Source organism: Ruegeria sp. B1, from assembly GCF_056535885.1.
In genome coordinates this window covers 3865602-3890695 of sequence record NZ_JBQFJA010000001.1, presented here as the reverse complement: position 1 = coordinate 3890695, position 25094 = coordinate 3865602, and the positions used below count along the sequence as shown (strand labels likewise).

Sequence of the window (25094 nt, the reverse complement as noted above, 5' to 3'; positions counted from 1 at the left end):
TTCCAACATGAACTGGATCACAAACTACGTTCGTCCCAGGATCAATTCGATCTTCTCGCGCCGCGAAGTGCCGGAAAACCTGTGGCATAAGTGCGATGAATGCGGAACGATGCTGTTTCACCGCGAATTGGCTGAAAACCAGAATGTCTGTACGCAATGCGGCCACCACATGGCGATCACGCCGCGCGACCGATTCAAACACCTATTTGATGGCGGGATTTTCACCGAAGTCGAGGTTCCGGCGCCAACGGACGACCCGCTGCATTTCCGCGATCAGAAACGATACCCCGACCGCATGAAGGCGGCCCAGAAAAAGACCGGCGAGAAAGAGGCGATGCTGGTCGCCTCCGGCGAAATTGGGCGCACACCCATCGTGGCTGCGGCACAGGATTTCTCGTTCATGGGCGGGTCGATGGGCATGTATGTCGGCAACGCTATCATCGCCGCAGCACAAGAGGCGGTCCGGCTGAAACGCCCGCTGATCCTGTTTTCTGCAGCGGGTGGTGCCCGGATGCAGGAGGGCATCCTGAGCCTGATGCAGATGCCGCGCACAACCGTTGCTGTCGAGATGTTGAAAGAGGCCAACCTGCCGTACATCGTCGTTCTGACCCATCCAACAACGGGTGGCGTGACGGCCTCTTACGCGATGCTGGGCGATGTGCACATCTCGGAACCCAACGCATTGATCTGTTTTGCCGGGCCGCGTGTGATCGAACAGACGATCCGCGAGAAACTGCCCGAAGGGTTCCAGCGCGCGGAATACCTGCTGGATCACGGCATGCTGGACCGCGTGACCAAGCGGACGGATATGCGTGAGGAACTGATCACCATCACCCGCATGCTGATGGACCTGCCCCCTGCGGTTAAAGGGGACCTGCCTGCCCCAGAGCCTGAAGAGGTCGCAGAAGACGCGCCTGCCGAGGATACGGCCGAGACATGAGCGCGCAGACCTCGGACGTCATCCTTGAACGGATGATGGCGCTGCATCCCAAGATCATCGATCTGACCCTGGACCGTGTCTGGCGTCTGCTGGCCGCACTGGACAATCCGCACACCAAGCTGCCGCCCGTGATCCACATTGCCGGTACCAATGGCAAAGGGTCGACCCTGGCCATGATCCGCGCGGGGCTCGAAGGGGCAGGGCACCGGGCCCACGCGTATACTTCGCCCCATCTGGCGCGGTTTCACGAGCGTATCCGTCTGGCTGGGACGCTGATCGACGAACCCGCGCTGTCGGCGGTTCTGGATGAGTGTTATGCTGCGAATGGCGGCGAAAACATCACCTATTTCGAAATCACGACCTGCGCCGCCTTGCTGGCTTTTGCGCGGTCCAAGGCGGATTTCACGTTGCTCGAGGTTGGTCTGGGCGGGCGGCTCGATGCGACCAATGTGATCGCACAGCCTGCTGTGACGGTGATCACCCCCGTTTCGATGGATCACGAACAATTCCTTGGCAACACGGTGGGTAAAATAGCCGCCGAAAAGGCCGGTATCATCAAGGCGGGCGTGCCCTGCGTCGTGGGACCTCAACAGGATGAGGCGCTCGAAGTCATCGAGTACACAGCCGCACGTCTGGGCGCTCCGCTTTTGGTTCATGGTCAGCACTGGCATGTTCACGAAGAAAACGGTCGTCTGGTCTATCAGGACGAAACCGGTCTGCGCGATCTGCCGCTGCCCAACCTGCTGGGCGCACATCAGATTCAGAATGCCGGTGCTGCCTTGGCGGTTCTGCGCCACCTGGACATGGGGGATGCGGCGTATGAGGCTGCGGTGACCGAGGCCGAATGGCCCGCCCGCATGCAACGCCTGAAAACCGGCCCGCTGGTCGACCAGGCTCCGCAGGCCGAGTTGTGGCTGGACGGGGGACACAACGCGGCGGCCGGGATTGCACTGGCTGACGTGTTGGCGAAACTACCGCAAAAACCGACCCACATGATTTGCGGCATGCTGAATACCAAGGATGTGACGGGCTATCTCTCTCCGTTGGCCGGGCAGGCTCAGAGCCTGACGGCTGTTTCGATACCCGATGAGACCGCCACGCTGAGCGCCGAAGACACAGCCGCCGCCGCAGCCCGTGTGAACCTGCCTGCCTCAACAGCCACCAGCGTGACGGATGCCTTGACCGGGATCACGGACAGAGATCCAAAGGCCCGCATTCTGATCTGCGGCTCGCTTTATCTGGCCGGCAATATCCTTCGCGAAAACGGCTAGGGCTTCATCTGGCCAAAAATACGTCGGGGGAGGCGCGCGAAGCGCGGCGGGGGCAGCGCCGCCTATGTGCCCCAGTTCTGATCCTGCATTTCCCGCAGGCGCGAGGCGGTGCGTTCGAATTCGAATGTCCCCTCACCTTCAACATACAACATCTCGGGCTCGGCGGCCGCGGAACAGATCAGGCGCACTTTGCCTTCGTACAGCGCGTCGATCAGGGTCACGAACCGTTTTGCCTCGTTAAAGTTGTTGCGCGACAGGCGCGGGATGTCTTCCAGCACCAGAACTTTCACCTCTTCGGCGATGGCCAGGTAATCCGCCGGGCCCAGCATGCGGCCACACAGATCGTAAAATGACGCGCGCGCAACGCCGTTGCGGAAGGCGGGCAGTTCCACCGCGCGGCCATTCACCTGCAGCACCAGCGGGTCGGCCTGCCCACCTGCAAGATCATTCCAGACCGTCCGGATGCTGTGCCGGGCCTCGGGCCCGATGGGCGTGAAATAGACCGGCGCGCCTTCCAAACGGTTCTGGCGATAATCCGTGGGTGAGACCAATTCCCACACCTGCAACTGGTCCTTGATATGTGCGATGAAGGGCAGAAACAGCTGTCGATTGAGCCCGTCCTTGTACAGGTCATCAGGATGCCGGTTCGAGGTGGTCACGGCAACCACGCCGCCGTCATGCAGCATGTCGAACAGGCGGCCGACAATCATCGCATCGGTGATGTCGGTGATCTGCATCTCGTCAAAGGCCAGCAGGCGGACCGACTTCACGACCTTTTGCGCCACAGGCGCCAGCGCATCCTCGACGCCCTCTTGCCTTGCTGTGTGCATACCGGCGTGGATTTCCTGCATGAACGCATGAAAATGCACCCGACGCGCCGGGATGTCCGCCAAAGAATCCACGAACATGTCCATCAACATGGACTTCCCGCGCCCGACACCGCCCCACAGGTAGAGGCCTTGTGGCGGCGGGGGCGCTTTGCGAAACAGCCCGCGCTTGACCGGTTCAGACAGAGCCGTCCGGATACGCTCGAAATGCGGCAGAACGGCCTCTTGCGCGTCATCCCGGGTCAGGCTGCCCTCGGCAATGCGCGCCTCGTAAATCGAAACAAGATCCGTCATGATCCCGAGCCTTAACGCGCGCCCTGCGCCTTGAAAAGCAGCCATTTTGGGCGACACATCAATTTTGCTTATCCGTGACCGCAAATCTGCTGAATTGACGGCTTGTTCAAAACCGCTAACGTCCGGCGAACGAAACGCCGAGATCCCGATGCAGCAGACCGCCCGCCTCATGAACCCGATTCTGATCGTTGGATGTATCATCATCACGGTCAGCTTTGCCGTGCGTGCATCGTTCGGGGTGTTTCAGATTCCCATTGCGGATGAATTCGGCTGGCTGCGAACCGATTTCTCGATGGCCATCGCCATTCAGAACCTCGCTTGGGGCATTGGTCAGCCAATCTTTGCGGCCATCGCCGAAAAAGTCGGGGACCGTCGGGCGATCATTCTCGGGGCGCTGACCTATGCCGCAGGTATGGTTTTGTCGGCCTGGTCTGTGACACCGTTCGAACATCAAATGTATGCCTGGCTGGTCGGCTTCGGTATCGCCGGAACAGGATTTGGCGTGGTTCTGGCCGTGGTCGGCCGCGCGTCCTCTGACCAAAACCGGTCCATGTCATTGGCGATTGTCACAGCGGCCGGCAGCTTTGGTCAGGTGCTCGGGGCACCGACAGCCGAATGGCTTCTGACCTTCCTGCCGTGGCAACAGGTGTTCGTTGTTTTTGCCGTTGCGGTTCTGGCGCTTGTTTTGACCTTGCCCTTCATGCGGGCGCCTCAGCCGATCAGCAAAGCCGAGCTGGAAGAAAGCATGAGCCAGATTCTGGGTAAGGCCTTTCGCGACCCGTCTTACGCGCTGATCTTTCTTGGCTTTTTCAGCTGCGGCTATCAGTTGGGGTTTGTCACCGCGCATTTCCCGGCATTCGTGACCGAGATGTGCGGTCCGATCCAGCCGGGCGGTGTCTTGCATTCCATCGGGATTACGACAACCTCAGCGCTGGGGGCGGTGTCCATTTCGCTAATTGGTCTGGCCAATATTGGTGGCACGCTTCTGGCCGGGTGGGCCGGGAACCATTTCCCAAAGAAATACCTGCTGGCCATGATCTACACAGGCCGGACGCTTGCGGCCGCACTGTTCATCGTTTTCCCGATCACGCCGCTGACGGTAATCGTGTTTTCGCTGGTGATGGGGTCCTTGTGGTTGGCCACCGTGCCATTGACCTCTGGCCTCGTCGCGCATCTCTATGGGCTGCGATACATGGGGACACTCTACGGGTTCGTGTTTTTTAGCCATCAGGTTGGAAGCTTTTTGGGCGTATGGCTGGGCGGACGAATGTACGACCAATATGGTGACTATACGATGGTTTGGTGGATTGGCGTGGCGGTCGGTGCTTTCAGTGCCATCGTCCACCTGCCCATTCGCGAGAACCGAGCGGTTTCGCCGGCAGCAGCATGAATGCTGCCACCCCTACTTGCATTTTTGGTGGGCCAGCCTCAGCGCAACTCTGCCTCGGTATTCCCACCGTCTACAGTCACAACATGACCCGTTGTGCGCTCCAGTAGGGCAAGAGCCACAAATGCATCGGCGACATGAGTGGCCTCGACTTCACGGCCCAGCAAATTGCCTGCCATATACACATCCTCTGCGACCCCCCGAGCCGCGGCGCGATCCTTGATGAACGCGTCCGTCAACAGGCCCGAACGGATACGGTCTGCGTTCACACCATTGACCCGGATTTCATCTTCCGCAAGCTCGAGCGTCAGTTGGCGTAGCAGGAACATGGTGGCCGCCTTCGGTGTGCCGTAAGCGCCAAGGTTCCGACCGGGGTTGACGGCCTGCTTTGAAATGTTGAACAACAACTGACCACCGCGCCCTTGTTTGCGCATAACGCGGGCCGCACTTGTGGCGAAAGCCTTATGGGAAAAAAAGTTCAATTCGAATGCAGACCGAAACTCGAGATCATCCAAGTCAAGCAAGGCGCCTGACATTGCAGAGCCTGCATTGGACACAAGGATATCCAGCCCACCGAACCGGTGAATGACCGCATCCATAGCGGCATCGGCGGCTCCGTCAGCCGTTACGTCGCCGGCATGGGTGGCGTGCCAATGGCCTAAGGATTTTTGGCCTTCCGCCAATGCGGTCTCGTCCTGATCCACCAGCATGATGTTTGCCCCAACAGCCGCAAAGGCTTTTGCAGTGGCCAGGCCAATTGCGCCCGCTCCTCCTGTGATCATCACGATCTTGCCCTGGAGAGGCGGAGGAGCGTTTTTGCCGAGTTTTGCCTGTTCCAGAGACCAGTATTCGCAATCGAACTGGTCTTTCTCACCTATCGGGTAAAACCCTCCAGCATCTTCACCCACCGCCCTGACGCGAAGGTTCTGTTCGGCCAGATCGGCCGATGCCGATGCCGCCTTTGCGTTTGCACCGATGCCGATGAGGCCAACCCCCTGAATCCATGCGTGTTTCGGGTCTGCGGACAACATGGTTTTTGGTTCATCGGCTGTTGGCGCTTGCCGATCAAAATAGGCGCGGTAGTCCTCGGCAAACTTTTCGACCTTGGCCTTGAGTTGCGCGCGACCAGCCGCCAGATCGGACGCGCGTAGGACAAGCGGGCAGCCTTTGGTTCGCAAAACGTGGTCGGGTGAGGCCATGCCACGTTGCGACAAAGCGTCGACATCCGAACGCTCAAAGAACTTCATCACTTCCGGACCATTGCGAAGATCGAATACCGGCATTGGATCGTCCCGCCCGGCAGATACCTCGGCGATTACCCCGCGAAGGGTAGGCAACACCTGCAAGTTCCGCGCGGGTTCGCGGACACCGATCGGCGTCAGGTCCGTCATTCCAAAATAGGCGGCCACTTCGTTGGTATGTGAAACGATCCGGTCGTAACTTTCCTGTGCGGTGCTGCCAAATGTGAAATGCCCATGTTGCAACAGCAAAAGCCCCTCGACATTTGGGTTCTCGTCGAACACTTCCGCCGCTTTTTGGCAAGGCCAAACCCCGGCATGATGTAAGGTACTATGGCCATACGGTCGCCGAAAATCTCACGGCAAACACCTGCCGCATTTGGCAGGTTTGCCAAAACCAAAAATGGTGTGGCGTGAGTATGATCGACATATTTGTGCGGAAGGAACGCATGCAAAAGCGTTTCAACCGACGGGTTTGGTGACCCTGAGTCCAACAGATTGGCGCGCTGAACGTTGACCATTTCAAAGTCAGTCAAACGATCCAGGGCGCGGAGCTTCATGAGCGGCTCGAGCCAAACACCGGGCAGTCCCGGTGCTTCGATGGTATCCAGATCCCAACCCGATCCCTTTACGTGAAGGACAGGCTGCGCCGCGCCAAACAGGTCGGGCCGTTCCAGTTTGACGGAGGTGTTGCCACCGCCATGCATGAGCAGATCCGGGTTCTGTCCGATCAGACGAGATGTGTAGACCCGTTCGCCCAGTTCCTGATCGGCAGGATCCGCCCCCCCCGTTTGCGCCATGTTTGGGCGTCGTCCAGTTTGTACCAGTTTTCGATCATTGTTTTTGCCTTGGAAATACAACCGGTCGCCCGATGGAATTTGTCGAACTTTCGTGTTGGGTTCTGAACAAACCGTTAATTGGAATGCTCAGGAAACAGTGTGCTCAAACCTTCGGCGGAGGCTTCGCAGACTCCGCGCTCGGTTATCAGGCCCGTGACCAACCGGTTTGGGGTGACGTCGAACGCAGGGTTGCCGCCTTCCGTGCCATCCGGTGTGACGCGGACATCGGCGATGGCTCCATCCTCGTCCACACCCATGACGTGCGACACCTCTTCCTGATCCCGTTCTTCAATTGGAATTTCCGCAACGCCGTCCCGGACAGTCCAGTCAATCGTCGGGGATGGCAGCGCAACGTAGAACGGGACGCCGTTATCATGGGCGGCAAGGGCCTTGAGATACGTGCCGATCTTGTTGCAAACATCGCCCTGTGCCGTGGTCCTGTCGGTGCCTGTGATCACCGCATCCACCAACCCATGCTGCATCAGGTGCCCGCCTGCATTGTCCACGATGTAGCGGTGCGGAATACCATGCTCGCCAAGCTCCCATGATGTCAGCGCCCCCTGGTTGCGGGGGCGCGTCTCATCGACCCAAACGTGAACCGGAATACCTGCTTCATGCGCGTGATACATAGGGCTTGTTGCCGTCCCCCAATCTACGGTCGCAAGCCAGCCTGCGTTACAGTGGGTCAGAAGACGCACCGGCTCGCCTTCGGGTTTGCGGGCCGCAATGCTCTTGATGAGCTCAAGCCCGTGCTGGCCGATGGAAGCATTGGTTTTGACATCTTCGTCGGCGATGTCCTGAGCCAGCCTCCAGGCGCGGTCGGCGCGTTCGCTGCCCGATAGAGGCATTAACGTATCGCGGCATTTGTCCAGCGCCCAGCGAAGGTTGATCGCAGTGGGGCGCGTCGCATTGAGGACATCGTAGGCAGTGTCGAACGAGGCGTCGGAGCTGTCGCGGGACATCTGCTCGGCAATTCCAAACGCGGCTGTAGCGCCGATCAAAGGCGCACCGCGCACCCACATGTCACGGATTGCCGCGGCGAACTCTTCCAGTGACTTGAGTGTCACGATCCGGAATTCGTGCGGCAGCCATCTTTGATCGATTATGCGGACCTCGCCGGTCGCCTTGTCCCACCAAATCGATCGGTAGTGATCACCTTTTACCTTCATTTGTGGTCTCCGTTTCCGAATGCGTGAAGCGAGAACTTGAAGGTAAAGTGCGACTTCGATGACAGCTTGTAAACCAACTGATGTGTTTTCGGTGCCGTTGGCTCGCTTCGATAGTCAGCGTGAACCTAATTACGCTCGCTTCGCAGCCCGAATTTCGCGTTCCAAACTGTCCAAAAAGCGCGAGCGATCTGCTTTGCCAAACGGTTTTCCGCCCCCGCCTGTGCCCAGCGGATTGGATGCGCGCAGGTCCGCCATCAGGTCTCGCATCGCCAGTTGCTGACCGATATTGGCGGCCGTGAACGCCTCGCCATTGGGGCGCAGGACGCGGGCCTGGGCGGCAACGCATTTCGCAGCCAGCGGTACATCGGATGTGACCACAACGTCTCCGGGACCACAGCGTTCGGCAATCCATTTGTCGGCCGCGTCCGCCCCTTCCGCCACGACGACAACCTGCACCAAGGGGTTCGCTGATGGACGCAGCCCGCCATTTGACACCAAAACCATCGGTATCTTGTGCCGCGTTGCAATCCGCTCTGCTTCGGTCTTAACAGGGCAGGCATCGCCATCGATGTAGAGCGTGGTCACGCGTTTTTAGCCTGTTTCTTTGCAGGCTCAGATGGTGGTTTCTTACGCACTTTGAACTCGTCCGGGATGGGCATACGGTTGAACGCATCCAGCCCGGCAATCTTGTAGGCCTCGGCCAGCGTCGGATAGTTGAACGTGTTCTGCACAAAATAGTCCACGGTGCCCTTGAGGTTCAGTACGGCCTGCGCGATGTGGATCAACTCTGTCGCACCTTCACCCACGATCTGCACACCCAGCACCCGGCGGGTTTTCAATGAAAACAGCATCTTCAGCATACCATGTTCCAGCCCCATGATATGCCCGCGCGACGTTTCGCGAAACCGGGCGACACCAACCTCGTAGGGAATGCCGCGTTCCTGCAGTTCTTCCTCGGACATGCCGCAGGTCGATATCTCGGGAACGGAATAGATGCCGTACGGATACCACGGGCTTTCCGGCAAGGTTGGCGTTTCCAGTGCGTGACACGCGGCGACGCGTCCTTGCTGCAACGATGTCGAGGCCAGCGAAGGATGCCCGATGACATCGCCGGTCGCATAGATATGCGGTACGTCGGTCTGATAGGTCTTGCGGTTGACGCTGATCCGGTCGCGATGATCTGTCTCAACCCCAACAGCATCGAGGTTCAGAGCGGACGTGGCCCCCATGCGACCAGCGGCAAACAACAGCATCTCGGCGCGGACGTGGCGGCCGTTGTCCAACGTCACTTCGACATGATCGCCGGCATCTTCGATTTTCTCCACCGCCGACCCCAATCGCAGATCGACCCCGTTTTCGCGAATCTGATGTGTGAAATCGTGGATCAGACGCTTGTCGATGAAATCCAGAAACGTCTCCCGCGGTTCGATCAAAGTCACCCGAACGTCCAGAGCCGAGAACATGGTGGCGTATTCAACACCGATCACCCCTGCGCCGATCACAACCAGCGAGCGCGGGATTTCCGCCATCTCCAGAAACGTGTCCCCGTCAACAATGGTCTTTCCGTTGAATGGGACGTAATCCGGTCTGTAGGTCTTGGTGCCTGTGGCAATCAGGAACTTGGCGGCCGTCAGACGCGTAGTTTCGCCTGCATCCGTTGCCACCTCGACCTCGTGCGGGCCGGTAAACCTGGCCAGCCCATTCAATGTTTCGACGTGATTGCGGTTAAACTGGTGTTCCAGAACGTCGACCTCGTGATCGAGCGTCATGTGCAGACGAGCCTTCAGGTCTTCGGCACGGATCTGGTCCTTTACCCGGTAGGACCGGCCGTAAAAGCTGCGCTCGCGCCAGCCTGACAGGTTCAGAACGGTTTCCCGCAGCGTCTTGGACGGAATGGTGCCGGTGTGAACCGAGACGCCGCCCAGCCTGTCTTTGCGGTCGATCACAAGCACGCGGCGTTTCAGCTTGCCGGCCTGAATCGCGGCCGAGCGCCCTGATGGACCGGACCCAATGATGATCAGGTCATAGTCATACTTGCTCATGTCTTAGTCTCCGTACAGCGCCTCGGCATGAAAGGTGACGTGGTCTTCCATGAACGTGGACACAAAGAAATACGAATGGTCGTAACCCGGTTGCAGACGGAAGGTCGCCTGCTGTCGGCGTTCGGCGATAGCCTGAGCAAGCGTCTCGGGGCGCAACAGGTCGATGAACTGGTCATTGGCGCCCGTGTCGATCAGGATCGGGCCGTCAAAGCCTTTTTCCTTCATCATTAGCGAGGCATCATGTTTGCCCCAGGCCGCGAGGTCATTGCCGAGATAGGCGCTCAGTTGTTTGCGCCCCCAATCCGCACCCATCGGGTTGGAGATGGGCGCAAAGGCCGAAACCGAGCGAAAACGCCCTGGCAGATTCATCGCCAGCGTCAGCGCGCCGTGACCGCCCATGGAGTGACCGGTGACTGCCTGACGGTCTGGATCGACAGCAAACTGTTCGGCAAGCAGTGTCGGCAGTTCCTCGGCGACGTAATCCCACATCTGAAAATGCGGTGCCCACGGGTCCTGGGTTGCATTCACATAAAACCCGGCGCCCTGGCCGAGATCATAGTCCTCGTGATCCGCCACACCGTCGCCCCGTGGCGAGGTATCGGGAAAGACCACCGCAATCCCCTGTTCCGCGGCCCAGGCCTGTGCGCCCGCTTTGGTCATCGCGTTTTCATGGGTGCAGGTCAAACCCGACAGATACCACAAGATCGGAACCGGGCCGTCCTTTGCCTCTGCCGGCAGAAAGAGGCCGAAGGTCATATCGCATTTGCAGGCCGCAGAAGCGTGGCGGTACACTCCCTGAATCCCGCCAAAGCAGGCGTTTTCCGAAACGGTTTCCATCTGGCGTTGTCCTTTTCCTTGAGTTGCGACATGGCTAACGATCCAAGGACCCGCCGTAAAGTCCGCGTGTCAGAGTGTTTGGGTTTTTCGAGACGTCGGAACTCAGGGCGTTCCAACCCAGGCAATCACCAGCGGCACGGTCAGAATGCTCGCCATGGTTGACAGCAGGATCGCGGCTGAGGCGCGATGGGGCGCAACCCCATAATGTGCTGCCAGCATGTAAACATTGCCAGCCACCGGCAACGCGGCAGCCGCGATAGCGACAGCGGCCGGAAAGGCGTCGATCGGCACCAGCCAGATCAGAGCGATGGCAACACAGGCCGGGTGCAGGACCAGCTTGCAAAAGCTCAGCCACCCCGCGACCTGTATTCGCTCGGCGGATTTTCCGGCCAGCGATGCGCCGATGGCAAACAGCGCGCCGGGTGTCGCGGCCCCGCCAAGAATGGTAAGGAAATCATACATCGGTCGGGGCACGGGCACTTGTAATGCCGACCAGATCAGCCCTGCGGAAATGGACACGATCATGGGGTTCTTGATCAAGCCCATCCCGATCAGGCGAAACGTGGCCGGTGTCAGTTTACCGTCGCGTCCGCCATTGATGAGGATGACAATCAGGGATGAAAACACAACCAGATCCACCGTCAACACCAGCATCACCGGCCCGATGGCGGCCTCAGAAAACAACAGCGCCAGCATCGGTAAACCCAGAAAGCCGACATTTCCGATGGCGGCACATTGGGCTTCGACAGCGGCCGTCGGAACATCGAGACCGCGTATCCACGCGACCAATGTGGCCAGCACATAAACGGCAAGGGTGCCAAGCAGATAACCCACAATCAGCCGGCCATTGAAGATATCGGCAAAGGGCAACGTGGCCGCAAAGCGGAACAGCATAGCTGACAGTGCAAAGTAGAACACGAACTTGGTCAGGTAAGCGGTGGCATCGGCGGAAAAGAAGCGCGTGCGTCCGGCCCAATAGCCCAGGCCGATGATCGCAAAAAAAGGGAGTGTGCGCAGGAAAATCTCGACCATGTTCAATGTCCTAACATGGTTTCAAGTCACCGCAAGCGTCGTTATCGGAACGGCCGCAATTCCCTTGCCTAAACGGTTTTCAGCCGGGAAAGTGCCGAAACCCGACAGAAAAGTGGGAGCGATCTGCGGTGAAGACCGGAGAATCCTTGTATCTGAACTGAACGGTTTATAAGCTGGTTTCAGCCGCTGACCAAGGAGATGTCATGACACAAGCCGCCACGATTCTGCGCACAGGCCGGAAATTCGATCAGGTCTTGCGCGGTGCCCGAGAGGTTTTTATGGCGGATGGATTCGAAGGGGCGAGCGTGGACGATATCGCCCGGGCGGCGGGCGTCTCCAAGGCGACGTTGTACAGTTATTTTCCGGACAAGCGTCTGCTGTTTGTGGAAGTCGCCCAGACCGAATGCAGTCGTATGGCAGAACGGGTCATCTCGATGATTGACGAAACAAAGCCTGTGCGAGAGGTGTTGACGATTACGGCCACTCAACTGACCCAGTTTCTCATCTCAGATTTTGCCCAACAGGTGTTTCGGATTTGTGTTGCCGAGCGGGACCGGTTTCCGGAACTGGGGCGGGCTTTTTACGAAGCCGGCCCTCAGAATGGCCGGAGGCAAATGGTCGAGTATCTGGAAAAGGCGGTGGCCAAGGGCGAGCTGGTGATAGAAGATTTACACATCGCGGCGGAACAGTTTTCCGAGCTCTGCAAAGTTCGGCTATGGCCACAGGCGGTGTTTGGCATTCAGAAAAGCTTTAGCCAAAGTGAGATTGATGAGGTCGCCCTGCAGGCCGTGGACATGTTCATGGCCCGATACGGGGTCTGATCGCGCGACTCCAATATGCCGCACTACTATCAAAGGGTGATGCAGTTCCGCCCATGCCGTCGGTTGTGCTATTGCGTTCAGGTGGTACACGGACACATCGGATCATGGAAAACACAACGGAAAAACACCGCTTCCTGCCCAAAGGCGCGATGTCCGTCGAGGTCTCTTATGACGGTCCGCCCATAACCATACACTTTCTGCTGCTGCCGAATACTACGATGCTGGCCTTCAGCGCGGCGATTGAGCCATTGCGCATTTCAAACCAGTTGGCGCGCAAACAGTTGTTTGAATGGTATGTAATGTCTCCGGACGGATCCCCAGTCACCTGTTCGAACGGCATCCGCATCCATGTCGATCATGCGATGCGGGATCTCGACAAAGGCGCTTATACATTTGTCTGTGCCGGAACCGAGCCGATGGCATCGTTCGATGCAAGCGTTCTGAACTGGATCCGCCGTCAAAAAGCGCATGGCTGTGACTTTGGCGGGATTTGCACCGGCGCTTTTGCCTTGGCCAAGGCGGGGCTGATTAGGGACAAAAGGTTCACGGTGCATTGGGAAAACCGGCCCGGGTTTTGCGAGAATTTTCCCACGATGGTTCCATCCCAGAACCTGTATGAGAGTGATGGCAGTCTGAGAACCTGCGGCGGTGGCCACGCCAGCACCGACATGATGCTTGAGGTGATCGAAGAGCTGTTTGGCAACGCGCTGGCGTTGAACGTGTCCGAGATGTGCCTGCACCGGCGGGTCGGTGAAAGCGGCAGCAAACAGATGTCGCCGGTTTCAGCCGTTCTGGGCACCCGCAACGGTAAGCTGATCGAGGCGGTGCAGATCATGCGCGAGAATATTGAGAGCCCGCTGAGCCTTGAAGAGGTGGCGGAAAAGGCATCACTGTCGCGGCGTCACATGGAGCGGCTGTTCCTGAAGCACGCCGAGATGTCGCCGGGCCGATTTTACAATGGTCTGAGGTTGGATCGCGCCTTTGCGCTGCTCAATGAAACCGACTTGAGCATTTCAGAGATCGCCTTTGCATCCGGGTTTTCCAGCACCGAACGGTTGTCTGTGCATTTTCGCGCCAGATACAACACGTCCCCGCATAACTTTCGACGGTCGTGGTCACAGGACGAAGGCGGGTAGGGCAGGAGTCCCACTGAAATCGACCGATGTGTTGACTATAGGACGCCACACGCGGGACTGGCGGGTGAGATCGCGACGGATTCCGGCCTCAGTAGGTCGTCCGCATCTGGTACCCTTGGTGGAACGTCATTCGGACAAACGTAACGGGATCGTTGCGAAACCATGTTGTGCGTTCAAGCTGAAACAAAGGTGTCCCAGACGGCACCGACAGGAATTCCTGCAACTGGCCCGTGGCGGGAACGGCCGAGAACGCGATCTCGGCATTGGAAAACGGAACTTCGGCCAGAAGCCATTCATTGGGTCCGAGTGTCAGAAAGTCCTCGTCCACGACATGCGGTACGGTGTGGACATTGATCCAGCGTTCTTCGAACTGAAACGGCCGATTGTCAGCGTGGTGCATGCAGTGCAGGTGCAGGACCTGGGATCCTTCTGGAATATCCAGTTTTGCCTGCAGCCATGCCGGGCAATCCATAAGGGTGCGGCTGACAAGGGCATAGCGATACATGGCATTCATATCTTCAATCGTTTGACGGACGACTGCTATTGGCAGCTTTGCCTGTTTGACCGGCGTTGTGACCACACGTGTACCGCCCTTGCGTCTGCGCGTTACAATGCCCTGCTCTGCCAGTTCCCGCAGCGCCCGGTTCACTGTCGCCCGCGCGCAGCCAAATTCTGCCGCCAGTTCCAGTTCGGTCGGCAACAGAGAACCCTGCGGCCAGATCCGTGTCTGTATCCGGTCGATGACTTCGTCCCGAATGTCCTGAAAGCTGATGTTCTTCGAAGCGGTCACGGTACACTCATTATTTTAAAGCACTCATATTCCCATTATGTCCATGATTTGAGCTCGGTAAAGAGTGTGATCTGCGCGTTCAAAGGTTTGGCAGCAGTTCATCCATGGCCGACCGGTAGCGCGTGACGATCCTGTCGCGGTTGATATGTCGCCCGCCTTGCACTTGATGACGGCCCGCCGACCAGACATCCGTGACAACCTCATCTCCGGCCGCAAAGACCAATCCGTCCAGCAAGTTGTTGGACCCAAGCGCGCACAGCGTCTGATGCTGACTGTCGATGGCCACCAGATCGGCCAGTTGGCCTTCGGCAATCTGACCAGCCGCGCGCCCAAGGGCTTGCGCGCCGCCAACCGCTGCTCTGCAATAAAGTGTCTGACCAACCGATCCTTCGCCGGGTACCAGCACATTTCGCGACAGATCGCGCAGGCGCTGAGAGTATTCCAGCGTGCGCAGTTCTTCGGTCAGGGAAATCAACACGTTTGAATCGGAGCCAATGCCGAATGCGCCACCCGCCTTCAGGTAAGTCGGTCCGTTGAAGGGGCCGTCGCCAAGGTTGGCTTCGGTGATGGGACAAAGTCCGGCCACTGCGCCGGTGGCGGCCATGTCGCGGGTTTCCCGGTCCGTCATATGCGTCGCGTGGATCAAGCACCAACGCGGGTCCACCGAGGCATTGGCCAAAAGCCATTCGACGGGGCGCGCGCCCAATCCGGCCAGCACTTCATCGACTTCCCTGGGCTGTTCTGCAATGTGGATGTGGACCAGTTTTGCTTTGCGATCTTGCAGGACCTCGGCCAAATCCGTCGGGCATGTTGCGCGCAGAGAATGGGGGGCCATCCCGACCAGGCAATCCCCGGGTAAGCCCGCCACGGCGTCTTCGGTCTGTTCCAGCAAAGCACTGTACCGGTCAACGTCATTGCCAAAGCGCTTCTGGCCCACATCCAGCGGCTTTTGCCCCACGCCAGAATAAGAGTAGAGCACCGGCAAATGCGTGAGACCTATTCCGGTTTCCACTGCGGCGGCCATGATCCGGTCTGACAGTTCAGCCAGGCGATCATAGGGTGTGCCATCGGGCTGATGGTGCAGGTAGTGAAACTCTCCGACCGAGGCATATCCGGCCTCCTGCATCTCCATAAACACGAGGGCCGCGACGGCCTGCACCTGATCCGGGGTCAGATGGGCTGTGAAGCGGTACATCAAGTCGCGCCAGGTCCAGAAACTGTCGCGCCCGGCTTTTCGGTGTTCCGTCATCCCGGCCATGGCGCGCTGAAAGGTATGTGAGTGCAGATTGGCCAGCGCAGGCAGCAGAGTGTCAACACTAACATCCGTGTCTTCTGCCGTGCTGCCGGGCCGGAGGGACGTGATTGTCCCGTCATCGACCTCAAGTCTCAAATCCTCGACCCACCCCATATTCAGCAAGGCCCGTTTTGCAAAGATTGTCACTCTCGCCCATCCTTTTTATGAATAGACATAATACAGAAAGACTTGTACTAGAAAAGAGAGAATTGCGGGGAGGCTGAGAATCGCATGCAAGCGGAAAATCAGGTTCTTTCCAGTCTGAGTGCCGCAACGATGGTTGACGGCGTGGCACCCTACGGGCTGATCAAGGATGCTGCGATCGCTGTTGCAAACGCCCGAATTGCGTGGGTCGGGGCAGAGGCCGATCTACCGGTTGAATATGCCGATTTACCCAGAACGTCGCTTGGGGGGCGTTTGGTGACACCCGCCCTGATCGACTGTCACACGCATGTGGTCCATGGCGGGCATCGCGCCGCTGAATTTGAGATGCGTCTGAAAGGTGCCAGCTACGAAGAGATCGCGCGCGCTGGTGGTGGGATCATTTCAACGGTCCGGGCCACACGCGATGCCAGCTTGGATGACTTGATCGCCCAGGCCCTGCCGCGTGTAGACGCCATGCTTGCCGAAGGCGTGTCGCTGATCGAGGTGAAGTCAGGCTATGGGCTGGATCGCGAGACCGAGCTGAACATGCTACGCGCCGCAAAAGCGCTGCCGCAGCATCGTCCGGTCCGCGTTGTGACCAGTTTTCTGGGCGCGCATGCGATCCCGGTCGAGTACGAGAACCGGGCAGAGGCCTATATCGCGGACATTTGCATTCCAACATTGCGGGCCGCTCATGCCGAGGGGCTGGTTGACGCGGTTGATGCATTCTGTGAGCGGATTGCCTTTCTGCCTGAACAATTGACTCCTCTGTTCGACGTCGCGAAACAGCTGGGTTTGCCGATCAAGGTTCACGCAGAACAGTTGTCAAATCTGGGTGGCGCGAAACTTGCGGCCAGCTATGGCGCGCTGTCAGCGGACCATATCGAATATCTCGACGAGGCTGGCGTTCAGGCGATGGCCGAGGCGGGCACTGTGGGTGTCATCCTGCCGGGCGCATTCTACACGCTGCGTGAAACGCAAGTTCCGCCGGTTGATCTGCTCCGCCAGCATGGCGTGCCAATGGCACTGGCAACGGACTGCAACCCCGGGTCCGCGCCGATGACCTCTTTGCTGCTGGCGATGAACATGGGTTGCACCTTGTTTCAAATGACACCCGAAGAAGCCCTGAAGGGTGTCACGGCCCATGCGGCGCGCGCCCTTGGGCTGACCGATTGCGGCCAGATCATGTCTGGGCAGCGTGCCGATCTGGCAGTCTGGAACGTCCAGCATCCGGCGGAACTGGCATATCGTATCGGCTTTAACCCGCTCTACGCGCGCATTTTTGGAGGCACTTCGTGACACCCCTGACCCTGATGCCTGGCTCTGTCACGTTGCAGCAGTTGGAACGGATTTATCGCGAGGAATGCGCCGTGCGTTTGGATGATGCCTGTCGTCCGGCGATAGAAGCCGCATACCAGCGCATCGCGGATGCGGCGGCCGGTGAGGCTGCGGTATACGGCGTGAACACAGGGTTCGGAAAACTGGCCAGCGTCAAGATCGCACCCGAGGATACGGCCAAGCTGCAGCGTAACTTGATCCTTAGCCACTGTTGCGGCGTTGGGCCTGCCATCCCGCGGGCCCATGCCCGTTTAATGATGGCGCTGAAACTGCTGAGCCTGGGTCGCGGCGCCTCAGGTGTGCGGTCGGAGTTGATTGATCTGCTGCAAGCGATGCTGGAGACAGGCGTGACGCCGGCGATTCCGGCGCAAGGGTCCGTCGGGGCCTCGGGTGACTTGGCGCCCTTGTCTCATATGGCCGCCGTCATGATGGGTGATGGCGAAGCCGAATTTGACGGTATGGTGATGCCTGGTGATGGCGCGTTGAAAGCGGCTGGCTTGGAGCCTATCGAACTTGGCCCCAAAGAAGGCCTGGCGCTGATCAACGGAACGCAGTTTTCAACCGCATTCGCGTTGGCCGGTTTGTTCGGTGCGTGGCAGGCCGCGCAGAGCGCGCTGGTCACGTCGGCCCTGACAACCGATGCCATTATGGGGTCAACCGCGCCACTTCAACCCGAGATCCATACGCTGCGCGGTCATCGCGGCCAGATCGAGGCAGGGGCCACGATGCGCGCCATCTTGGCGGGTTCGGTCATTCGGGAAAGCCACCGCGACGGCGACACTCGCGTCCAGGACCCGTATTGTATCCGCTGCCAGCCGCAGGTTGTGGGGGCGGCCCTGGATGTTCTGCGTCAGGCCGCAACCACTCTGGAGATTGAGGCAAACGCTGCCACGGACAATCCCTTGGTGTTGTCCGACGCGGGAATGATCGTGTCTGGCGGGAATTTTCACGCCGAACCAGTCGGCTTTGCTGCTGACATGATCGCGCTGGCTTTGGCCGAGATCGGTTCCATTGCACAGCGGCGCATTGCCTTGATCGTTGACCCGGCACTGAGCTTCGACCTGCCACCTTTCCTGACCCCAAACCCGGGGCTGAATTCGGGGTACATGATTGCCGAGGTCACCACCGCCGCACTGATGAGTGAGAACAAGCACCTGGCCAATCCATGCGTCACGGACAGCACGCCAACGTCGGCCAATCAGGAGGATCACGTCTCGATGGCGGCCCATGGCGCGCGGCGGTTGGGGCCGATGGTCACCAATCTGGAACGTATTCTGGGCGTCGAATTGCTATGCGCCACGCAGGGCGTCGAATTCCGGGCACCGCTGGTAACAAGTGAAACGCTGCAGGGTGTGATGACGCGTCTACGGTCTGAAATTCCGGTTCTGGGCGATGACCGGTACATGGCGACCGAGATAGAAACGGCCTCGGCCCTGATCGCAAGCGGCGAAATTGCGCATGGAACGGGTGTCGCGATGCCGGAGCTTTCTGCGTGACAGAGGTGGTGGACATCAGTCGAGGCGAAGGGCCGTTGGTTCTGGGTGTGCCGCATACCGGCACCTATGTGCCTTCGGCGGTCAAAGCCAAGCTCAACGATATTGGCCGCGAGTTGACCGACACAGACTGGCATATTCACACGCTTTACGAAGGGCTGCTGCCCGACGTCACAACGGTGCGCGCCACATTTCATCGGTATGTGATCGATGCCAATCGCGATCCGTCTGGCGTTTCGCTATACCCGGGTCAGAACACCACGACGCTTGTGCCGCTGACGGATTTTGACGGGCAGGACATTTGGGATACTGCGCCCACCGCCTCGGATACTGCCGAGCGACGTGCCGCGTTTCACACTCTGTATCATCAGGCTTTGGCGGCCGAGTTGACGCGTGTGAAGGCGATCCATGGCGTTGCGGTGCTGTATGATTGCCACTCAATCCGCAGTCGCATTCCGTTTCTGTTCGACGGCACCCTGCCAGACCTAAATATCGGAACCAACGGAGGCGAGACCTGTGCGCCCGAAATTGAAGCCGTCGCACATGAATTTGCGGCGTCATCGCCCTACAGCACGGTGCTGAACGGGCGGTTCCGGGGCGGCTGGTCAACCCGGCATTATGGCCGGCCAGAAGCTGGCATACACGCGATTCAGATGGAAGTGGCCCAGTCGACCTACCTGAACACCGAAACCCCGCCTTGGACATATGATACTAAAAAAGCCGCCCGCCTGCGGCGCTGGCTGACAGATATCCTGGACGTCATCAAGGACACAGCATTGGAGCTTGCCCCATGACCGATCCCCGCAAGAACACGCGCGATGTGTATCCGCCAACCGGCCCCGAGCTGAATGCAAAAAGCTGGATGACCGAAGCGCCGATGCGGATGCTGATGAACAACCTGCACCCCGATGTGGCCGAAAACCCGCATGAGTTGGTGGTCTATGGCGGTATTGGCCGCGCGGCGCGGACGTGGAACGATTTTGACACCATCGTTGCCAGCCTCAAAGATCTGGAAGAGGACGAGACACTGGTCGTGCAGTCCGGCAAACCTGTTGCGATCGTGCGGACACACACGGACGCGCCGCGCGTGCTGATCGCAAACTCGAACCTCGTGCCGCATTGGGCAAATTGGGATCACTTCAACGAGCTCGATAAGAAGGGGTTGATGATGTACGGCCAGATGACCGCCGGCTCGTGGATTTACATCGGCACGCAAGGCATCGTGCAGGGCACCTATGAGACCTTTGCTGAGGCCGGGCGTCAGCACTATGGCGGCGATTTAACCGGCAAGTGGATTCTGACCGGGGGTCTGGGTGGCATGGGTGGCGCGCAGCCTCTGGCGGCTGTCTTCGCCGGGGCCTGCTGCCTAGCCGTCGAGTGCAACCCAGACAGCATCGATTTCCGCCTGCGCACCAAATACCTGGACGAAAAGGCCGAGACGCTGGACGAAGCGCTTGAGATGATCGACCGCTGGACCAAGGCCGGTGAGGCCAAATCGGTCGGTTTGCTGGGCAATGCCGCTGAAGTTTTTCCCGAGATTTACGCCCGGATGCAGGCCGGTGGCATGTGCCCTGATATCGTCACCGACCAGACCAGCGCTCATGATCCGGTCAACGGGTATCTGCCGCTGGGGTGGACTATTGCCCAGTGGAAGGACAAACGCGAAAGCGATCCCAAGGCGGTGGAAAAGGCGGCCTGCGCGTCAATGAAACAGCATGTGGCCGCCATGGTCGATTTCTGGAACGCGGGCGTGCCGACACTGGATTATGGCAACAACATCCGTCAGGTGGCGCAGGATGAGGGGCTGGAGAACGCCTTTGCCTTCCCCGGTTTTGTGCCTGCCTATATCCGCCCGCTCTTTTGCCGGGGGATCGGCCCGTTTCGATGGTGTGCCCTGTCGGGCGACCCGGAAGATATCTACAAGACCGACGCAAAGATGAAGGAGCTTTTCCCGGAGAACACCCATCTGCACAACTGGCTGGACATGGCGCAGCAACGCATCGCCTTTCAGGGCCTGCCCGCGCGCATCTGCTGGATTGGGTTGGGGGATCGGCACAAAGCCGGGCTCGCGTTTAACGAGATGGTCAGAACCGGCGAGTTGAAAGCCCCAGTGGTCATCGGGCGGGACCATCTGGACAGCGGCTCGGTGGCGTCCCCCAACCGTGAGACCGAGGCAATGAAGGATGGGTCTGACGCCGTTTCGGATTGGCCGTTATTGAATGCGCTGGTCAATACGGCCTCTGGCGCGACCTGGGTGTCGCTGCATCATGGCGGCGGTGTCGGCATGGGTTTCAGTCAGCATGCAGGTGTTGTGATCTGCGCGGACGGTACCGATGCGGCGGCTAAGCGGTTGGAGAGAGTCCTTTGGAACGACCCGGCTTCGGGTGTCTGGCGGCATGCGGACGCAGGATACGAAAGTGCAAAGGACTGCGCGCGCGCGCACGGACTGCGTTTGCCTGGGATTCTGGGGTGAATCCGAAGACTGGAACCGCAAAAGCGATACGGTCGTGTCCTGCGATTTACGAAGTTTTACGCGTAGCTTAGCGCTAAAGTCACACTTTCCGGTTTCGCAATGAAGTTGTATCGGATAGGCCTAGATTCTTAAGTAGTGCACCAGGCAAACGACAACTGAAAAGGTGGCTCGTCCGTTGCTCGATCTTATGCAAGTCCGGTCCGTTCTTTCGGACGTCTATGACCTCGCCCCTTCGGCCAAGCTGGCCGTTGAGATGCAAGACATCTACGCGCGAATGGATCGCGTGGTCAGCCCGCCAGACTGGGCGATTTATGCACCTTACGTGCGCGCGATCAACGCGCTCAAAAAGGAGCGCAATGCGGTAATTCTGGGTCATAACTACATGACGCCCGAGATTTTCCACGGCGTGTCGGATTTTGTGGGTGACAGCCTGCAACTGGCCATAAAGGCCAGTGAGGTCGAAGAAGACATAATCGTGCAGGCCGGTGTACATTTCATGGCCGAGACATCGAAAATCCTGAGCCCGCAGAAAACCGTTCTAATGCCGGATATGAAAGCGGGCTGTTCCCTGGCGGAATCGATCACGGCTGATGGTGTCGAAGAGATGCGCGCCAAATATCCGGGCGCGCCGGTCGTATCCTATGTGAACACTACGGCCGAGGTCAAAGCGGCGTCGGATATCTGCTGTACCTCATCGAACGCGGTGCAAATCGTGAATGCGATGGAAAGCCACACGGTCATCATGACGCCGGATCAGTATCTGGCGCAGAACGTGGCCAATGAAAGCCATAAAAACGTGGTCTATTGGCCGGGATCCTGCATCGTACATGAGCAGTATACGGCGCAAGATTTGCGCGATTTTCGCGAGTGGAATCCCGGCACGCGCCTGATCGCTCATCCCGAATGCCCACCCGATGTCGTGGCCGAGGCCGATTTCTCGGGGTCAACCAGCGGCATCTTGAAATACGTCCATGACGAAAAGCCTGAAAAGGCCATGCTGATCACCGAATGCTCGATGGCATCGAACATTGCGGATGAGTTGCCGGAGGTCGATTTTGTCGGTCCCTGCAACATGTGCCCCTACATGAAAAAGATCACGCTCGAAAAAATCCTCTATGTGCTGCACACCATGGAAGGTCAGGTCGAGGTTGCCGAAGACGTCGCCAGCAAGGCGCGCAAGTCGGTGCAGGCGATGATAGACCTGTCGCGCAAGCTGGGTATCTGATCCGAAATGACCGACATCGCCACGGATCGCGTCATCATTGTGGGCGCCGGTATCGGAGCGCTGTATGCCGCGTTGAAACTGGCACCGCAGCCGGTGGTGGTGATCTCACCGGATCCCCTGGGTGAGGGGGCCAGCTCAGCATGGGCGCAGGGCGGGGTCGCCGCCGCTATGGATCTTGCAGACAGTCCGGAAAGCCATGCGGCAGATACGGTTCAGGCCGGGGCGGGCACGGTCGAGCCCGATGTTGCGGAGCTGGTAACGCGCGAGGCGCGCGCCTACATCCTCGATCTGACAACTCTGGGAACACCCTTCGACCGGACCGAAGATGGTGACTATGTGTTGTCGCGCGAAGCCGCGCACAGCTTTGCACGCGTGGTGCGGGTGAAAGGGGATCAGGCCGGGACCGAGATCATGGCAGCGCTGATCGAACAAGTTCGGGAAACGCCCTCGATTCAGGTGCTCGAAGGTGTCTTTGCCGTTGGGCTGGATGTGGACAACGGCCGCGTCACTGGTGTCTCTATTCAGGACGCATCCGGAGGATCGGACATCGTGACACTACGTGGACCGGCCGTGTTGCTTGCCGGTGGCGGGTCCGGCGGGCTGTATGCCCTGACCACCAACCCGCCCCGGATTTGCGGGCAGGTCATCGGGCTGGCGGCCCGCGCAGGGGCGATGATCGCGGATGCTGAGTTTGTTCAGTTTCACCCAACGGCCATGGATGTCGGCGAAGATCCGGCGCCTTTGGCGACCGAGGCGTTACGCGGCGAGGGCGCGATCCTGATCAACAGGCATGGCACCCGTTTTATGCGGGACATTCACCCCGATGCAGAACTTGCCCCCCGCCACGTCGTGGCACGTGCAATCTTTGCCGAAATCCAGGCGGGCAACAGACCAATGCTGGACACGCGCACGGCCCTGGGCGCGCGGATCAAAGAGCTGTTCCCATCGGTGGTGGAATACTGCGCCCGCAACGGCATCGATCCGGTACAACAGCCCATACCGGTTGCCCCTGCGGCGCATTATCATATGGGCGGTGTCGCAACAGATACACGCGGACGCGCCAGCCTTGGCGGACTCTGGGTTTGTGGCGAGGCGTCCTCGACCGGGCTGCACGGGGCGAACCGGCTTGCGTCAAACGGGCTGTTAGAGGCCCTGGTTTATGCCCGTATTTGTGCGGAAGACATATCCGGCGCTTTGCCTGTATTCTCTCATGCTGATCTGCTGGATATTGGCTTTTCTAAAACCTACACACACGGTACTGAACAAGCGGTTGAGGAGTTGCGCCAGACAATGACCCGCTATGTTGGTGTGGTGCGAAATCGCGAAGGTCTAACACGCGCTTTGCATGCGATTGCTGAACTTGAGGCCCCCCACCAGAAGGTTCCTGCATTCCAAAACATGTGTGCCACCGCAACCTTGATTGCCGCTGGAGCGTTGGTCCGTGAAGAAAGCCGCGGGGCGCATGAACGCTCCGATTTCCCTGATGTGTCCGATGACATTGGCAGACGATCCCGGATGCATCTGTCCGAAGCGCTCGAAATTCGGGCTCAAGCCTGCAAGGAACTGTCATGAGTTACGCGACCCTGCCTGATTTGGTTCTGGAACCGTTGGTTCGCGCCGCCTTGATGGAGGATCTGGGCACCTATGGTGATGTCACCACGCGCGCTGTCATACCTGACGGAACCATCTATGAGGCCAAACTGAACGCACGCGAAGATGCCGTGGTGTCAGGACTGCAGGTTGCCGCGATTGCATTTCGTCTGGTCGATCCGGCCTTGGACATTGAAGCCCATTTTCAGGACGGTCAGACCTGCCACCTGGGCAATACGTTGATGACCATCACGGGGTCGGTCGCGTCCATCCTGTCAGCGGAGCGGGTTGCGCTCAACTTCGCGGGTCGCCTGACAGGAATTGCCACCCAGACAGCATCTTTCGTGGATCAGACCCGGGGGACCGATGCCCGGATAACCTGCACCCGCAAAACCACCCCGGGACTTCGGATTGTGGAAAAACTGGCCGTCCTGCACGGCGGCGGGTTCAACCATCGCTATTCACTGTCCGATGCGATCCTGATCAAGGACAATCACATCGCCGCTGCGGGCGGAATCCCCGAGGTTCTCACCGCAGCCAAGGCCCGAGCGAGTCATATGATGGCCGTCGAGATCGAGGTCGACCGGCTGGACCAACTGGCCGAGGTGCTGGAGGTTGGTGGCGCGTCTGTCGTGCTGTTGGACAATATGGACAACGAGGCGCTGCGCGAGGCGGTTGCCATGGTCGATGGCCGGATGAAGACTGAAGCAAGCGGGAACGTGACGCTTGATCGGGTTGCGTCGATTGCCGCAACCGGGGTGGATTACATTTCGTCCGGTGCGTTGACACATTCTGTTCGAACGGTCGATCTCGGCCTGGATTTCTGAAAAACCGCCTTTCCAGCCCACCATGCTTCGGAGCTCCGTCAGAACATGGCTTTGGACGCAACGATCGCTGGTGGTGAGCCTGTGTAT

At 59.0% G+C, this 25094-nt stretch carries 22 protein-coding genes; 12 read left to right on the top strand and 10 right to left on the bottom strand.

What is annotated here, in order from left to right; all coding sequences use genetic code 11:
- The first annotated feature begins 7 nt into the window (after positions 1-7).
- Positions 8-940: an acetyl-CoA carboxylase, carboxyltransferase subunit beta gene (accD, locus tag ACR3ES_RS19200; protein ID WP_170435404.1), complete on the top strand. Its 933-nt coding sequence runs from the start codon at positions 8-10 to the stop codon at positions 938-940.
- Positions 937-2211, top strand: coding sequence for a bifunctional folylpolyglutamate synthase/dihydrofolate synthase (locus ACR3ES_RS19195; RefSeq protein WP_480424206.1), 1275 nt, complete (start codon positions 937-939; stop codon positions 2209-2211). Before accD ends, ACR3ES_RS19195 begins: the two co-directional genes overlap by 4 nt.
- Before the next feature lie 62 nt (positions 2212-2273).
- Here the strand turns inward: ACR3ES_RS19195 and zapE are convergent, their stop codons facing one another.
- Positions 2274-3332, bottom strand: coding sequence for a cell division protein ZapE (gene zapE, locus ACR3ES_RS19190; RefSeq protein ID WP_170435408.1), 1059 nt, complete (start codon positions 3330-3332; stop codon positions 2274-2276).
- A 148-nt stretch (positions 3333-3480) separates the two neighbouring features.
- On the opposite strand from zapE, the gene ACR3ES_RS19185 reads away from it, so the two are divergent.
- Entirely contained in the window at positions 3481-4722 is a 1242-nt protein-coding gene (locus tag ACR3ES_RS19185; protein WP_170435411.1) for an MFS transporter, read from the top strand.
- Positions 4723-4760: 38 nt separating this feature from the next.
- Here the strand turns inward: ACR3ES_RS19185 and ACR3ES_RS19180 are convergent, their stop codons facing one another.
- The 7 genes from ACR3ES_RS19180 to ACR3ES_RS19150 form a co-directional block, all read right to left on the bottom strand.
- Positions 4761-5501: an SDR family oxidoreductase gene (locus ACR3ES_RS19180; protein ID WP_480634482.1), complete on the bottom strand. Its 741-nt coding sequence runs from the start codon at positions 5499-5501 to the stop codon at positions 4761-4763.
- Positions 5502-6106: 605 nt separating this feature from the next.
- Positions 6107-6757 (bottom strand): class II aldolase/adducin family protein, encoded by a 651-nt coding sequence (locus tag ACR3ES_RS19175; protein ID WP_480634741.1) that lies wholly within the window; start codon positions 6755-6757, stop codon positions 6107-6109.
- Between the two features lie 113 nt (positions 6758-6870).
- Positions 6871-7965, bottom strand: coding sequence for an S-methyl-5-thioribose-1-phosphate isomerase (mtnA, locus tag ACR3ES_RS19170; RefSeq protein ID WP_170435414.1), 1095 nt, complete (start codon positions 7963-7965; stop codon positions 6871-6873).
- Between the two features lie 129 nt (positions 7966-8094).
- Entirely contained in the window at positions 8095-8550 is a 456-nt protein-coding gene (locus tag ACR3ES_RS19165) for a YaiI/YqxD family protein (RefSeq protein ID WP_480424205.1), read from the bottom strand.
- A complete protein-coding gene (gene sthA / locus ACR3ES_RS19160; RefSeq protein ID WP_170435418.1) occupies positions 8547-10007 on the bottom strand; it encodes a Si-specific NAD(P)(+) transhydrogenase in 1461 nt (486 codons plus the stop codon). Before sthA ends, ACR3ES_RS19165 begins: the two co-directional genes overlap by 4 nt.
- Before the next feature lie 3 nt (positions 10008-10010).
- A complete protein-coding gene (gene fghA, locus ACR3ES_RS19155; protein ID WP_170435420.1) occupies positions 10011-10844 on the bottom strand; it encodes an S-formylglutathione hydrolase in 834 nt (277 codons plus the stop codon).
- 102 nt (positions 10845-10946) lie between these two features.
- Positions 10947-11876, bottom strand: coding sequence for an AEC family transporter (locus ACR3ES_RS19150; protein WP_170435422.1), 930 nt, complete (start codon positions 11874-11876; stop codon positions 10947-10949).
- A gap of 203 nt (positions 11877-12079) precedes the next feature.
- Between ACR3ES_RS19150 and ACR3ES_RS19145 the strand changes: the two genes are divergently transcribed.
- Both ACR3ES_RS19145 and ACR3ES_RS19140 read left to right on the top strand, forming a co-directional pair.
- Positions 12080-12697: a TetR/AcrR family transcriptional regulator gene (locus ACR3ES_RS19145; RefSeq protein ID WP_170435425.1), complete on the top strand. Its 618-nt coding sequence runs from the start codon at positions 12080-12082 to the stop codon at positions 12695-12697.
- A gap of 104 nt (positions 12698-12801) precedes the next feature.
- Complete coding sequence (locus ACR3ES_RS19140) at positions 12802-13833, top strand: GlxA family transcriptional regulator (protein ID WP_170435427.1); 1032 nt, start codon at positions 12802-12804, stop codon at positions 13831-13833.
- Positions 13834-13921: 88 nt separating this feature from the next.
- On the opposite strand, the gene ACR3ES_RS19135 is transcribed toward ACR3ES_RS19140, so the two are convergent.
- Together ACR3ES_RS19135 and ACR3ES_RS19130 are read right to left on the bottom strand one after the other, a co-directional pair.
- On the bottom strand, positions 13922-14623 hold the full coding sequence (locus ACR3ES_RS19135; RefSeq protein WP_170435429.1) for a GntR family transcriptional regulator: 702 nt from the start codon (positions 14621-14623) through the stop codon (positions 13922-13924).
- Positions 14624-14702: 79 nt separating this feature from the next.
- Positions 14703-16064 carry a formimidoylglutamate deiminase gene (locus tag ACR3ES_RS19130; protein ID WP_170435431.1) on the bottom strand — a complete coding sequence of 454 codons (1362 nt, stop codon included), beginning with the start codon at positions 16062-16064 and terminating at the stop codon, positions 14703-14705.
- Between the two features lie 84 nt (positions 16065-16148).
- On the opposite strand from ACR3ES_RS19130, the gene hutI reads away from it, so the two are divergent.
- The 7 genes from hutI (at position 16149) to nadC (ending at position 25007) form a co-directional block, all read left to right on the top strand.
- Positions 16149-17360 carry an imidazolonepropionase gene (hutI, locus tag ACR3ES_RS19125; protein WP_170435433.1) on the top strand — a complete coding sequence of 404 codons (1212 nt, stop codon included), beginning with the start codon at positions 16149-16151 and terminating at the stop codon, positions 17358-17360.
- The gene (gene hutH, locus ACR3ES_RS19120) at positions 17357-18895 is read left to right on the top strand and encodes a histidine ammonia-lyase (protein ID WP_480424201.1); all 1539 of its coding nucleotides are present in this window, start codon (positions 17357-17359) and stop codon (positions 18893-18895) included. Before hutI ends, hutH begins: the two co-directional genes overlap by 4 nt.
- The gene (gene hutG, locus ACR3ES_RS19115) at positions 18892-19686 is read left to right on the top strand and encodes an N-formylglutamate deformylase (protein ID WP_170435435.1); all 795 of its coding nucleotides are present in this window, start codon (positions 18892-18894) and stop codon (positions 19684-19686) included. The genes hutH and hutG overlap by 4 nt, the downstream gene beginning before the upstream one ends.
- A complete protein-coding gene (gene hutU, locus ACR3ES_RS19110; RefSeq protein WP_170435437.1) occupies positions 19683-21365 on the top strand; it encodes a urocanate hydratase in 1683 nt (560 codons plus the stop codon). Before hutG ends, hutU begins: the two co-directional genes overlap by 4 nt.
- Positions 21366-21552: 187 nt before the next feature.
- Positions 21553-22590 (top strand): quinolinate synthase NadA, encoded by a 1038-nt coding sequence (gene nadA / locus ACR3ES_RS19105; protein ID WP_480425517.1) that lies wholly within the window; start codon positions 21553-21555, stop codon positions 22588-22590.
- Positions 22591-22596: 6 nt separating this feature from the next.
- Positions 22597-24162, top strand: coding sequence for an L-aspartate oxidase (locus ACR3ES_RS19100; protein WP_170435441.1), 1566 nt, complete (start codon positions 22597-22599; stop codon positions 24160-24162).
- Positions 24159-25007: a carboxylating nicotinate-nucleotide diphosphorylase gene (gene nadC / locus ACR3ES_RS19095; RefSeq protein WP_170435443.1), complete on the top strand. Its 849-nt coding sequence runs from the start codon at positions 24159-24161 to the stop codon at positions 25005-25007. The genes ACR3ES_RS19100 and nadC overlap by 4 nt, the downstream gene beginning before the upstream one ends.
- Positions 25008-25094 lie beyond the last annotated feature (87 nt).

What these genes read in the sequence shown, in the direction of transcription:
- accD (WP_170435404.1), top strand. Translation starts at nt 8, where the DNA reads ATGAACTGGATCACAAACTACGTTCGTCCCAGGATCAATTCGATCTTC.
- ACR3ES_RS19195 (WP_480424206.1), top strand. Translation starts at nt 937, where the DNA reads ATGAGCGCGCAGACCTCGGACGTCATCCTTGAACGGATGATGGCGCTG.
- zapE (WP_170435408.1), bottom strand. Translation starts at nt 3,332, where the DNA reads ATGACGGATCTTGTTTCGATTTACGAGGCGCGCATTGCCGAGGGCAGC.
- ACR3ES_RS19185 (WP_170435411.1), top strand. Translation starts at nt 3,481, where the DNA reads ATGCAGCAGACCGCCCGCCTCATGAACCCGATTCTGATCGTTGGATGT.
- ACR3ES_RS19180 (WP_480634482.1), bottom strand. Translation starts at nt 5,501, where the DNA reads ATGATCACAGGAGGAGCGGGCGCAATTGGCCTGGCCACTGCAAAAGCC.
- ACR3ES_RS19175 (WP_480634741.1), bottom strand. Translation starts at nt 6,757, where the DNA reads ATGGCGCAAACGGGGGGGGCGGATCCTGCCGATCAGGAACTGGGCGAA.
- mtnA (WP_170435414.1), bottom strand. Translation starts at nt 7,965, where the DNA reads ATGAAGGTAAAAGGTGATCACTACCGATCGATTTGGTGGGACAAGGCG.
- sthA (WP_170435418.1), bottom strand. Translation starts at nt 10,007, where the DNA reads ATGAGCAAGTATGACTATGACCTGATCATCATTGGGTCCGGTCCATCA.
- fghA (WP_170435420.1), bottom strand. Translation starts at nt 10,844, where the DNA reads ATGGAAACCGTTTCGGAAAACGCCTGCTTTGGCGGGATTCAGGGAGTG.
- ACR3ES_RS19150 (WP_170435422.1), bottom strand. Translation starts at nt 11,876, where the DNA reads ATGGTCGAGATTTTCCTGCGCACACTCCCTTTTTTTGCGATCATCGGC.
- ACR3ES_RS19145 (WP_170435425.1), top strand. Translation starts at nt 12,080, where the DNA reads ATGACACAAGCCGCCACGATTCTGCGCACAGGCCGGAAATTCGATCAG.
- ACR3ES_RS19140 (WP_170435427.1), top strand. Translation starts at nt 12,802, where the DNA reads ATGGAAAACACAACGGAAAAACACCGCTTCCTGCCCAAAGGCGCGATG.
- hutI (WP_170435433.1), top strand. Translation starts at nt 16,149, where the DNA reads ATGCAAGCGGAAAATCAGGTTCTTTCCAGTCTGAGTGCCGCAACGATG.
- hutU (WP_170435437.1), top strand. Translation starts at nt 19,683, where the DNA reads ATGACCGATCCCCGCAAGAACACGCGCGATGTGTATCCGCCAACCGGC.
- nadA (WP_480425517.1), top strand. Translation starts at nt 21,553, where the DNA reads ATGCAAGTCCGGTCCGTTCTTTCGGACGTCTATGACCTCGCCCCTTCG.
- ACR3ES_RS19100 (WP_170435441.1), top strand. Translation starts at nt 22,597, where the DNA reads ATGACCGACATCGCCACGGATCGCGTCATCATTGTGGGCGCCGGTATC.
- nadC (WP_170435443.1), top strand. Translation starts at nt 24,159, where the DNA reads ATGAGTTACGCGACCCTGCCTGATTTGGTTCTGGAACCGTTGGTTCGC.